Origin of the sequence: Candidatus Pelagibacter sp. HIMB1505 (assembly GCF_052047915.1) — a bacterium.
In the GTDB taxonomy this organism is placed as follows: domain Bacteria; phylum Pseudomonadota; class Alphaproteobacteria; order Pelagibacterales; family Pelagibacteraceae; genus Pelagibacter; species Pelagibacter communis_A.
The window spans coordinates 957317-969287 of sequence record NZ_JBNAIR010000001.1; the positions used below are offsets into that span (position 1 = coordinate 957317).

Here is an 11971-nt window from a genome sequence, read left to right on the forward strand (position 1 = left end):
AATCAATTTAAAAGTGGTTTTAAGAATTGACCAGTATAACTATTTTTAACTTTACAAATTTCTTCTGGTTTTCCTTCGGCAATAATTTTACCCCCTTTAACACCCCCTTCAGGGCCCATATCAACAACATAATCTGCTGTTTTAATTACATCAAGATTATGCTCAATAACAACAACTGTGTTTCCTAATGCAACGAATGTATGAAGAATTTCTAAAAGTTTCTTAATATCATGTTGATGCAAACCAGTCGTTGGCTCATCTAAGATATACATCGTTCGTCCAGTTGATCTTTTTGACAATTCTTTAGCCAATTTAATACGTTGAGCTTCCCCACCTGATAGTGTGGTAGCCTGTTGTCCAATTTTTATGTATCCAAGCCCCACTTTTTTGAGTGTTAATAGTTTTGATTTAATATTAGAAATATTTTCAAAATATTCACAACCTTCATCTACAGTCATATTCAAAACATCTGCAATGCTTTTATCTTTAAATTTAATTTCTAATGTTTCTCGATTATATCTTGTACCTTTACATTCATCACATTGAATATAAACGTCTGGTAAAAAATGCATTTCATAAGTTATCACCCCATCTCCTTCACAAGCTTCACATCTTCCACCTTTAACATTAAACGAGAAACGACCAGGTTTGTAACCTCTAGTTTTAGACTCTGGTAGGGCGGTAAACCAATCTCTTATAGGGCCAAAAGCTCCTGTATATGTTGCTGGATTTGATCTTGGTGTTCTGCCAATTGGAGATTGGTCGATATCAATTATTTTATCAACTAATTCTGTTCCTTTAAATCCCTTAAATGGTTTTGGAATTTTACGTGACTTATTGTTGTTTAAAGTCAAATTCAATGCATTATATAAAGTTTGTAAAACTAGTGTTGATTTTCCAGATCCTGAAACACCAGTAACACAAGTTAAACTTCCGAGTGGTATTTTTAAATTTACATTATCTAAGTTATTTCCAGTTGCTCCTGTTATTTCTAAAAATCTACCATTTTTTGCCAATCTCCTTTTTGTTGGCACATTAATTTTAAATTTATTCGATAAATACTTTCCTGTAATACTATCTTTATTGTTGCAAATTTCTTTAAAAGAGCCTTGTGCGACTACTTCTCCACCTTTACTACCAGCTTCTGGACCAAGATCAATTATATGATCCGCATTTTCCATTGTCTCTGTATCATGCTCAACAACAATAACGGTGTTCCCTAAATCTCTTAATCTTTTTAGAGCACTTATAAGTTTAACATTATCTTTTTGATGCAAACCTATTGAAGGTTCATCAAGAACATACAAAACTCCCGTTAAACCAGAACCTATTTGTGATGCTAATCTTATTCTCTGAGCTTCTCCTCCAGATAAAGTTCCAGACTCTCTTGAGAGTGTTAGATAATCTAATCCAACATTTAATAGAAAAGTTAATCTTTCATTGATTTCTTTTAAAATATGTTCTGCAATTTTAATTTGTCTTTTATCCAATTTATTATTCAAATTTTTAAACCATGCAGCTGCATCTAAAATTGATTTTTCGGTAACTTCACTAATATGGAGCCCATCAATTTTTACGCATAAAGCTTCATCCTTAAGCCTATAACCATTACATCTCTCGCATTTAGTATCAGATTGGTATTGGGCAATTTCCTCTCTTTTCCAATCACTATCGGTTTCTAAATATCTTCTTTCTAAATTATTAATCACTCCTTCAAATGTTTTTTTGTGAGAGTATTTTTCATAACCATCATCATAAGAAAATTTAATTTCTTCATCATCTGATCCATAGAGAATTACATCTTTAATTTTTTTTGATAATTTGCTCCATTTTTCTTCCAATGAAAAATCATAATGCTTAGCTAAAGATGCTAAAGTTTGAGCATAATACAAAGTTGTAGTTTTTGCCCAAGGTTCAATTGCACCATCAGCTATGCTCTTTTTTTCATTAGGTATTACGAGATTAGGATCTACATTTAGTTTTACTCCAATTCCTTCACATTCTTCACAAGCTCCAAAAGGGCTGTTAAAAGAAAATAATCTTGGTTCAATCTCTTCAATTGTAAATCCACTTTCAGGACATGCGAATTTGGTCGAGAAAATTAATTTTTCAACTTTTCTAAATTTTTTTGGTAAAGTTTCGTCTTCGTGTTCAACAAATATCAATCCATTTGCAAGATTAACTGCAGTTTCTATTCCCTCAGCTAATCTATTACCAAGTGATGAATTTAAAACAATTCTATCAACTAAAATTGAAATATCATGTTTTACTTTTTTATTAAGTTCAGGAACATTTTCAATATCGTATAAGGTTTCATCAATTTTAATTTTTCTAAAACCTCTTTTTTTATAATTTAAAATTTCTTTTCTATATTCACCTTTTCTACCTCTTACTACAGGGGCATATAAATATATTGTTGCTTTCTTTGGCAACTCTTTAATTCTATCAACTATTTGAGTTATCGTTTGCGATGTAATTGGTTTACCTGTAAAGGGCGAGTAGGGTATACCAGCTCTTGCATATAATACTCTCATATAATCATAAATCTCTGTTACTGTTGCAACTGTAGATCTTGGGTTTTTAGAGGTATTTTTTTGTTCTATTGAAATCGCAGGGCTTAAACCTTCTATTAGATCAACATTGGGTTTCTTCATTTTATCTAAGAATTGTCTAGCGTAAGCTGATAAACTCTCAACATATCTTCTTTGTCCCTCTGCATAGACTGTATCAAATGCGAGGGATGATTTTCCTGATCCTGATAGACCTGTAATTACAACAAATTTATCTTTAGGAATTTCAAGAGAAACATTTTTTAAATTATGCTCTTTAGCACCCTTAATAACTATCTTTTTGATCATAAATTTTCTTGCTATGGATTAATATAATTAATATTCAGAGCAATATGTGGTATAAATTTAATTCAAATAACAATCAAATTTAAAAAATATTATGGCTGGAAGTTTAAATAAAGTTCTTTTAATTGGTCGATTAGGCGCAGATCCTGAAATAAAACAAATGGTTAACGGTAAAAGTGTAGCAAGGCTAAGTCTTGCAACCAGTCAATCTTGGAAAGATAAAAATACAGGCGAAAAAAAAGAAAAAACCGAATGGCACCGTGTAGTTGTATTCAATGAAGGTTTAGTTAACGTTGTTCAGCAATATTTAAAAAAAGGTGCTCAAGTTTATGTTGAAGGTCAAATTGCAACACGAAAATGGAAAGATGAACAATCTGGCCAAGATAAATATTCTACAGAAATTGTTATTCAAGGATACAACTCATCTTTAACAATGTTAGGTGGTGGAAATTCTGGAGGTGGCATTCAGTATGACAACAATCAATCTTCATCAAATGCTCCAGAGGATGCTTCGCAAGTTGCAAATGATATGGATGACGAAATTCCATTCTAGTTTTCATGAACAAAACTGAAGTTTCAAAAGATAAAAACATAAAACTCATTTCAATGCATGATGAGATGAGCTCATCATATCTTTCATATGCAATGAGTGTAATAGTTAGTAGGGCTCTTCCTGATGTTAGAGATGGTCTTAAGCCTGTTCATAGAAGAATACTATATGCAATGTATAAAGGTGGTTACGATTGGTCAAAACAATTCAGAAAATCTGCAAGAATAGTTGGAGATGTTATTGGTAAGTATCACCCTCATGGGGATCAATCTGTATACGATGCGCTAGTTAGAATGGTGCAAGATTTTTCTATGAGTTTACCTTTGGTTGATGGACAAGGAAACTTTGGATCAATTGATGGAGATCCAGCAGCAGCTATGAGATACACTGAAACAAGACTTTCAAAAGTTTCTCAATTTTTAATTGACGACATAGAAAAAAACACAGTTGATTATAAAAGTAACTATGATGAAACTGAAAAAGAGCCAACAGTTTTACCAGCTCAATATCCAAACTTACTGGTAAATGGCGCAGGAGGAATTGCTGTTGGGATGGCTACAAGTATCCCTCCACATAACTTAGGAGAAATTATAGATGGAACTCTAGCTTTAATAGAAAATAAAGACATTAAGATCAAAGAATTAATGAAACATATTCCTGGTCCTGATTTTCCAACTGGCGGAGTGATAATAGGAAAAGATATAATTAAACAAGGTTATAATAAAGGAAGAGGATCTTTTAAGATCAGGGGTGAAATTTCTATTGAAACACAAAAAAATGGAAGAGAAAGATTGATAATAAATTCTATTCCTTATCAAGTTAACAAATCAATTTTAAATGAGAGAATTGCACAGTTAGTTAGAGAAAAAAAGATTGAAGGTATAAAGGATATAAGAGATGAGTCTAACAGAGAAGGAATAAGAGTTTCTATAGATTTGAGAAATGGTGTTGAACCTGAAACAATTAAAAGACAACTTTATAAAAATACTCAAATTGAAAGTTCGTTTGGTTTTAATACGTTGGCAATTGTTGATGGCAAACCTAAAACTTGCAATCTAAAAGAATTTTTAGAAAATTTCTTAACATTTAGAGAAGATGTAGTAATTAAAAAAACTAAGTTTGATTTAAAAAAAGCTGAAGAAAGAGCTCATATCTTAATTGGTTTATCAGTTTCAGTTGAAAATCTAGATAAAATAATCAAGATTATAAGAAATTCAAAAACTCCTGATGATGCTAAAAAATCTATTTTAAGTACTAAATGGAAAATTAATAAATCACAAAAGATGATTTCTTTGGTTGAAGGTAAAAAAACTAAAAGTGATTATAGTTTATCTGAACCTCAAGTAATAGCGATTCTAGAATTAAGATTACAGAAATTAACTGCGCTTGGGATTAATGAAATTGAAGTGGAGATTAAAAAATTAGCCGAACTTATTGCAAAATACAAAAAAATTATATCCTCAAAGAAAGAACTTTTAAAAGTAATAAGTGAAGAATTAAAAAATATTAAAGAAAAATTTTCTGTACCAAGAAGAACCAAGATAATTGATGCCGTATTGAATTACGACATTGAAGAAACTATCCAAAAACAAGCAGTTTTAATAACAGTAACTTTGCAGGGTTACATAAAGCGTGGTTCACTAAATAATGTAAAAACTCAAAAAAGAGGTGGTAAAGGAAAGACTGGAATTACAACAAGAAATGAAGACTCAGTAGTTCAAACCCTATCTGTCAATACACATACATCTGTTTTGTTTTTTTCAACTGAAGGGCTAGTTTACAGAATTAAAGCTTGGAAAATTCCTGAAGGATCATCATCTTCCAAAGGTAAATCATTATTCAATATCTTGCCCCTAAAAAACCATCAATCAATAAGTTCAATTATGCCTTTTCCAGAAGGAGATGAAAATTTAAATGACTATCAAATAATTTTTGCAACTGCCAAAGGTAAAGTTCGAAAAAATAGTTTAGATGATTTTTCTTCTATTAACGCATCAGGTAAAATTGCAATGAAGCTTGATAATAATGATAAAATTGTTGGTGTAAAAATTTGTAAAGTTGATCAAGATGCAATTTTAAGCACTAAATTCGGAAAATGTATTAGATTTGAAACTAAAAAATTAAGAATTTTTAAAGGAAGATCATCTAAAGGTATTAAAGGCATTGAACTTGCTCCTAATGATGAAATTGTTTCTTTGTCAGTAATTAACAATGATAAAACTTCTAAAAACGGAAAAAAATCTAAAGATGATAAAGCTGAAATTAAAGCTGGTGAAGGATATATACTTTCTATTACGGAAAATGGTTATGGGAAAAAAACTTCACATTACGACTATAGAGTTACCAATAGAGGCGGTAAAGGAATTATAGGAATAATTAATTCTCTTAGAAACGGAAATATATCATCTTCATTTCCTGTTTACGAGGGCGATGAAATTATGATCTCAACCAACAAAGGAAGGGTTATAAGAGTTGCTGTTAAAGAAATTAGAACTGCAGGTAGAAATACACAAGGTGTTAGAATTATTAAATTAACAGGTGATGAAAAAGTTGTTTCAGCAATAAAAATTGATGATAATCTTGTTTAATGTCTAACGTAGCTATATATCCTGGAACATTTGATCCAATAACTTTTGGCCATATAGATGTTATTAAAAAATCTTTAAAATTATTTAATAAAGTAATTGTTGCAGTTTCAGACGGTGAAAATAAAAAATACTTATTTGATGTAAATGAAAGAATTGAGATTGTAAAAAAAGCTTTATTTTCAGATCTTAAATTAAATAAGAAAAAAATTATGGTTATATCATTTACTTCACTAACAACCGATTTATGCAAAAAATATAAATCAAATATAATATTAAGAGGATTAAGAGCGGTATCTGATTTTGAATATGAATTTCAATTAGCTGGTATGAATAGAAAATTGAATAATAATATTGAAACTCTTTTTTTGATGTCAGATGTTGAAAATCAAATAATTTCTTCCAGATTTGTTAAAGAAATAGTTAAATTAGGTGGAGATATAAAAAAATTTACTACAAAAAGTACAATTAGATCACTAAAAGAAAAATATGAATAAATTTTTTATAAAGATAATATTATTTTTATTAATCTTAACCAATCAATCAATCTCAGAGGAGAACCTAATGATATTAAAATTAAAAGATGGTGATGTTAAAATTGAATTATTTCCTGATGTTGCCCCAAACCATGTAAAAAGAATAAAAGAGCTGGCTGACAGTGGTAAATATGACAATGTGGTATTTCACAGAGTTATAGATGGATTTATGGCTCAAACAGGAGATGTTCAATTTGGAAATTCAGGTTCAGACAATTTTGATTTAAGAAGAGCAGGTATGGGAGGATCTGATCTTCCAGATTTAAAACAAGAATTTAGTAACCTTCCTCATGATAGGGGAACTCTTTCAATGGCTAGATCGTCAGATCCAAACAGTGCTAATAGTCAATTTTTTATATGCTTTAAGCCAGCTCCATTTTTAGATAATCAATACACTGTTTTTGGCAAAGTGATTGAAGGTATGGAATTTGTTGACAAAATTAAAAGAGGCGACGAAAGTAATAACGGATCGGTATCAGATCCAGATAAGATTATTAGTTTTAAATCGTTGTAGTCTTTTAAATGGCATTAAAAAATTTTGCCTTTAAAATTCTTAATAAAGATAATTTTGCAAGATGTGGGATTATAGAAACCCACAGAGGTAATATTCGAACACCTGCTTTTATGCCTGTTGGAACTCAGGCTACTGTTAAAGCATGTAGAATTGAAGATATTAAAAAAACTGGTTCAGATATAATTCTATCTAACACTTATCATTTAATGATTAGACCTGGAGTAGAGCGTATTCAAAGTGCTGGTGGTCTGCATGAATTTATGAATTGTGATTTACCTATTTTAACTGACTCAGGTGGATTTCAAGTTATGTCATTGTCTAAATTAAATAAGATTGATAGAGAAAAGGGTGCAATTTTTAATTCCCATGTTGATGGTAAAAAATTTTATTTAAGTCCAGAGGAAAGTATTAGAATTCAATTAGGTTTAAATTCTGACATTGTAATGATTATGGACGAATGTCCTAAAAATACTTCAGATTATGAACTTATTAGAAAGTCAATGGAACTATCATTATATTGGGCAGAAAGATCCAAAAAGGCTTTTGGTAAAAATCCACACAAAGCTTTATTTGGTATAGTCCAAGGTGGTTTGTTTAAAGATTTAAGATTAAAATCTTTAGAAGAACTTATGAAAATAGGTTTTGATGGTTATGCTTTAGGTGGTTTGGCAGTTGGCGAAAGTCAAGATGAAATGTTTAAAGTACTAGATGATATCAAATCTGATTTACCATCTGAAAAACCACATTACCTGATGGGTGTTGGAACGCCATCAGATATTTTGGGCGCAGTTAAGAGAGGCATAGATATGTTTGACTGTGTTTTACCTACAAGATCTGGCAGAACAGGTTTAGCGTTCACTTGGGGTGGTCGTGTAAATATAAAAAATAATAAATACCAAAATGATAATTCACCTCTTGATCCAGAATGTGACAATTTAAACTTAAATAAATATTCTAAAAATTATTTGAACCACTTATTCAATACAAATGAAATATTAGCTTCAATGTTGTTAACACTACATAATATCAATTTTTATCAAGAATTAATGAATGCTATACGTGAGAATATTGTTAATGGTACATTTGATGATTTTCACAATAAATACATAAATAAGTTGTAATTTAGATAATTTTTGGGATTTCGGGTTTGAATTATCAAAATAATTCTGTATACACAATTTTCATTCATTGAATGATGTGGGCCGTTAGCTCAGTTGGTAGAGCAATTCCCTTTTAAGGAATGGGTCGATGGTTCGAGTCCATCACGGCTCACCATTTAAAGTTTAAACTTTAATTGGTGGATAATCTAAAATTATCTCATTAGTCCACTCATTAATCTTTTTAATTCTATTATCAGCAGATGGGTGAGTGCTCATAAATTCTGGTGGTGCTTTACCTTTGTTAAACTCTTTCATTCTTTCCCAGATTTTTACTGTTTCCCTAATATCGTATCCAGATAAAGATGAGAAAATCATGCCTAAATAATCTGCTTCGCTCTCTTGTTTCCTGTTAAATGGGTTCATAATACCTAATTGTGATAATAGACCTACCGTATTCATACCTGTTGCTCTGTTAACTTGAGATAACTTACCCCCACTAAAAATGTCTATTAATTGAGTGCTAGTATTTAAAATTACACCACGACTAGCACGCTCAACAGAATGTTTTGCAACTGCATGAGCAATTTCATGACCCATTACAGCAGCAAGACCATTTGTATTTTTTGTTACTTCAAGAATTCCAGTATAAACAGCAATTTTACCACCAGGCATACACCAAGCATTTCTTACTTTTTTATTATCAATTAATATATATTCCCAGTCAAAATTCACAGTTGGATCATTTAATTTTTCTTTATAAAAATATTCTCCAATTGCATTTTCCATTTTTTTACCAATTTCTTTAATCTCATCTATTTGCTTTGTATCTGTGATTAACTTTTCTTTTTCTTTAACTTTTTCATATATTTCTGCTGCTTGAGCATTAAGTTTAGATTCAGGGATGATTTTTAATTGACGTCTTTCTGTAATTGGTGCAGTTGAACACGCATTCAAAACAAATCCACAACAACCGCAACTTATATATGATAGGAATTTTCTTCTATTCATTTAATAATGAAATTGATACTATATTTAAATATGAATCTAAATAATAAAATTTTAATCTTTTTATTTATAGTCTGTTTAGCATTTGTAATTTATTCAAGTTATCATTGAGATTTTATGAATAAAAATAAAAAACCTATTTCAAAAAAAGAAATTGCTGGCCTATGGTTTTATATATTTTCTTTAAAAATTAGAAATTATTTTTTTACAGGTATTGTAGTCTTAATTCCAATTGGAGTAACAATTTGGTTATCAAAGTTTTTGATTAATACATCATCAAAAATTTTACCAAATTATATTAACCCAAATACTTATTTACCATTTCAAATACCTGGATTGGAAATAATTAGCTCAATTTTTATTATAACTTTTATTGGATTTATTTCACTATCTTATCTTGGTAAAAAATTTTTAAATATTATTGATTATTTATTTAAAAAAATTCCCTTACTTGGAACATTCTGGTCTGCAGTAAAACAAATGTCTAATTCATTAAAAGAAAATCGGAACAAATCTAAAAGTGTAGTGTTAGTTCAATATCCAAGAAAAGGAGTTTGGGCGGTTGGTTTTGCAACAAAAGAAAATAAAGGTGAGATATCAAAAAAAACAAAAAAACATTTAATAAATGTATTTGTTCCCACAACACCAAATCCAACAAGTGGATTTCTATTAATGTTTGAAAAAAAAGATGTTGTTTATTTAGATATGAATTTTGAAGAGGCTTCTAAATTTATTGTTTCTGCTGGCACCACTGTAAAAGAAAACTAAATAATATCATTAATAACATCTGCTTGATCATAAAGTTTCATTAAAGTTCTATATTTATTCAATGAAATATTATCTTTTTCCATTTCTTTAATCTCTATTTCAGCTAACTTGAATAAATCCTCATTATGTACTGGGTCAGCTAATCTAAATATCTTTATCCCACTTTGTTTAAAACCAAGAATGTCACCAAATCCTCTTAATTTCATATCTTCTTCTGAAATAACAAATCCATCAGTAGAAGATTTTAGTATGTTAAGCCTTTTTTTGGCATTTTCTGTTAAAGATGATTTGAACAACAATATACAGGTGGATTGTTTTTCTCCTCTACCAACTCTACCTCTTAACTGATGAAGTTGTGATAAACCGAATTTATTTGCATTTTCAATTATGATCACATTTGCATTTGGAAAATCAATTCCAACTTCAATAATTGTTGTTGAAACTAAAATTTTGGTTTTTTGATTTAAAAAATCTTTCAATATAATCTCTTTTTTTCCAGGCTCAGTCTTTCCGTGAAGTAATGATACTTGATTGGGAAACTTTTTTTTGAGAAATTCAAATTTTTGAACAGCAGAAGTATGATCAAGTTTTTTTGACTCATCAATTAAGGGACATACCCAAAAAATTTGATTATTATTATTAATTTCCTTTTCAATAAATTTCAATATTTCATCAATTTTAGTTTCTAATTTACTATAAGTTTTAACTTCTTTTCTTGCTTTGGGTTTTTCTTTTATAATTGATAAATCCATATCCCCATAGATAGTCATAGTTAATGTTCTGGGTATTGGCGTGGCAGACATTAAAAGTACATCGCAATTATCACCACCTTTATCAGAAAGTCTTTTTCTTTGATTAACACCAAATTTATGTTGTTCATCAATTATTATAAGTCCAAGTTTTTTAAATATTATCTTTTTTTGAAATATAGCATGGGTACCAAAAATTATATTTATTTGATTATTTTCTAATTTTTCTTTAATAATTTTTTTTTCTTTATATTCAGATTTACTGGATAAGATTTCTAAATTTATCTTTTTATCAAAAATTTTTTTAGCAAAATTAAAATGCTGTCTTGCAAGAATTTCGGTAGGTGCCATAACTGCGACTTGAAAACCAGAATTAACAGTATTTATTGCTGCACATAAAGCTACAATTGTTTTTCCACTGCCAACATCGCCTTGTAACAAACGAAACATTTTTTGATCTGATTGAAGGTCGTTGTTTATTTCATTTAATGTTTTTTGTTGATCACCAGTAAGCTTAAAATCTAGATTTTCTAATATTTTTTTTTGATGATTCATATCAAAAAATTTTTTTTGTTTTTTTATCTTTTTAATATTTTGCCTAATTTCAGAATGAGCAAGAAATGTTGATAAAATTTCATCATAAGCAAGTCTTCTATAAAAATTTGAATTGTATTTACCGACATTATCAGGTTTGTGTAATTCAATTATTGCTTTGTTCCAGGAAATATTGTCAAATTTTCCAAGTATCTTATTGTTATGCCATTCTTCTAAAATAGGTAAATTAGTCAAAATTTGATTAATAATTTTATTATAAACTTTTTCAGATATTCCCTCTGTTAAGGAATATTTATTATGTTTATTTTTAATTAATGTTGAATCCTCCGAAACATATTTTGGATTTGTAATTTGATATTTATTTTTAAAAATACCAACTTTTCCGCTTACTGTGACTTCTTTATTTAATGGTAAAATTTTTTTAATATAACCCTCGTAACTATTAAAAAATACACAATCTAATTCACCGGTATCATCTTTACAGTAAATTCTATTAGGGAGATTTCTTATTCTGGGGAAATTATATTTTAAAGGTGTTAATATAACTGTTTGTTCTTCGCCTATTTTAAGGTCTTTTATTTTGGTAGATTTACTTCGATCTGTGTAAGATTTTGGCAATCTCCATAATAAATCAAAGATGTTATTAATTTTTTTTTTCTTGAGTATGTTGTAGGTTTTTTGGCCAACACCTTTTAATTTCTTAAGATCTGATAATAAATAATTATATGTATTATTGACCATTTAATATTATTAT

9 protein-coding genes and 1 tRNA gene are annotated in these 11971 nt (G+C 29.1%); 7 read left to right on the plus strand and 3 right to left on the minus strand.

The annotated features are described in order from the left end of the window. Positions 1-2: 2 nt before the first annotated feature. A complete protein-coding gene (gene uvrA / locus ACTTAU_RS05020; RefSeq protein WP_438305000.1) occupies positions 3-2858 on the minus strand; it encodes an excinuclease ABC subunit UvrA in 2856 nt (951 codons plus the stop codon). A gap of 91 nt (positions 2859-2949) precedes the next feature. Between uvrA and ssb the strand changes: the two genes are divergently transcribed. The 6 genes from ssb to ACTTAU_RS05050 all read left to right on the plus strand — a co-directional run bounded on the left by ssb (position 2950) and on the right by ACTTAU_RS05050 (position 8315). Further along, on the plus strand, positions 2950-3408 hold the full coding sequence (gene ssb / locus ACTTAU_RS05025; RefSeq protein WP_085114261.1) for a single-stranded DNA-binding protein: 459 nt from the start codon (positions 2950-2952) through the stop codon (positions 3406-3408). Positions 3409-3413: 5 nt separating this feature from the next. Continuing rightward, positions 3414-5993: a DNA gyrase subunit A gene (gene gyrA, locus ACTTAU_RS05030; RefSeq protein ID WP_438304998.1), complete on the plus strand. Its 2580-nt coding sequence runs from the start codon at positions 3414-3416 to the stop codon at positions 5991-5993. Next, positions 5993-6487 (plus strand): pantetheine-phosphate adenylyltransferase, encoded by a 495-nt coding sequence (coaD, locus tag ACTTAU_RS05035; RefSeq protein WP_438304996.1) that lies wholly within the window; start codon positions 5993-5995, stop codon positions 6485-6487. The genes gyrA and coaD overlap by 1 nt, the downstream gene beginning before the upstream one ends. Next, on the plus strand, positions 6480-7040 hold the full coding sequence (locus ACTTAU_RS05040) for a peptidylprolyl isomerase (RefSeq protein ID WP_438304994.1): 561 nt from the start codon (positions 6480-6482) through the stop codon (positions 7038-7040). The genes coaD and ACTTAU_RS05040 overlap by 8 nt, the downstream gene beginning before the upstream one ends. A gap of 8 nt (positions 7041-7048) precedes the next feature. After that, positions 7049-8161 (plus strand): tRNA guanosine(34) transglycosylase Tgt, encoded by a 1113-nt coding sequence (gene tgt / locus ACTTAU_RS05045; protein WP_438304993.1) that lies wholly within the window; start codon positions 7049-7051, stop codon positions 8159-8161. Positions 8162-8239: 78 nt separating this feature from the next. Further along, positions 8240-8315 (plus strand) — tRNA-Lys (locus ACTTAU_RS05050). An 8-nt stretch (positions 8316-8323) separates the two neighbouring features. On the opposite strand, the gene ACTTAU_RS05055 is transcribed toward ACTTAU_RS05050, so the two are convergent. Then, positions 8324-9148: a M48 family metallopeptidase gene (locus tag ACTTAU_RS05055; protein ID WP_438304992.1), complete on the minus strand. Its 825-nt coding sequence runs from the start codon at positions 9146-9148 to the stop codon at positions 8324-8326. Between the two features lie 114 nt (positions 9149-9262). On the opposite strand from ACTTAU_RS05055, the gene ACTTAU_RS05060 reads away from it, so the two are divergent. Further along, a complete protein-coding gene (locus ACTTAU_RS05060) occupies positions 9263-9913 on the plus strand; it encodes a DUF502 domain-containing protein (RefSeq protein WP_438304990.1) in 651 nt (216 codons plus the stop codon). Here ACTTAU_RS05060 and ACTTAU_RS05065 read toward each other — a convergent pair. Then, complete coding sequence (locus tag ACTTAU_RS05065) at positions 9910-11958, minus strand: ATP-dependent DNA helicase RecG (protein ID WP_438304988.1); 2049 nt, start codon at positions 11956-11958, stop codon at positions 9910-9912. The genes ACTTAU_RS05060 and ACTTAU_RS05065 overlap by 4 nt on opposite strands. Positions 11959-11971 lie beyond the last annotated feature (13 nt).

Bases quoted from the DNA above. Each gene is read 5' to 3' on its own strand.
- uvrA (WP_438305000.1), bottom strand. From the start codon at position 2,858: ATGATCAAAAAGATAGTTATTAAGGGTGCTAAAGAGCATAATTTAAAA.
- ssb (WP_085114261.1), top strand. From the start codon at position 2,950: ATGGCTGGAAGTTTAAATAAAGTTCTTTTAATTGGTCGATTAGGCGCA.
- gyrA (WP_438304998.1), top strand. From the start codon at position 3,414: ATGAACAAAACTGAAGTTTCAAAAGATAAAAACATAAAACTCATTTCA.
- coaD (WP_438304996.1), top strand. From the start codon at position 5,993: ATGTCTAACGTAGCTATATATCCTGGAACATTTGATCCAATAACTTTT.
- ACTTAU_RS05040 (WP_438304994.1), top strand. From the start codon at position 6,480: ATGAATAAATTTTTTATAAAGATAATATTATTTTTATTAATCTTAACC.
- tgt (WP_438304993.1), top strand. From the start codon at position 7,049: ATGGCATTAAAAAATTTTGCCTTTAAAATTCTTAATAAAGATAATTTT.
- ACTTAU_RS05055 (WP_438304992.1), bottom strand. From the start codon at position 9,148: ATGAATAGAAGAAAATTCCTATCATATATAAGTTGCGGTTGTTGTGGA.
- ACTTAU_RS05060 (WP_438304990.1), top strand. From the start codon at position 9,263: ATGAATAAAAATAAAAAACCTATTTCAAAAAAAGAAATTGCTGGCCTA.
- ACTTAU_RS05065 (WP_438304988.1), bottom strand. From the start codon at position 11,958: ATGGTCAATAATACATATAATTATTTATTATCAGATCTTAAGAAATTA.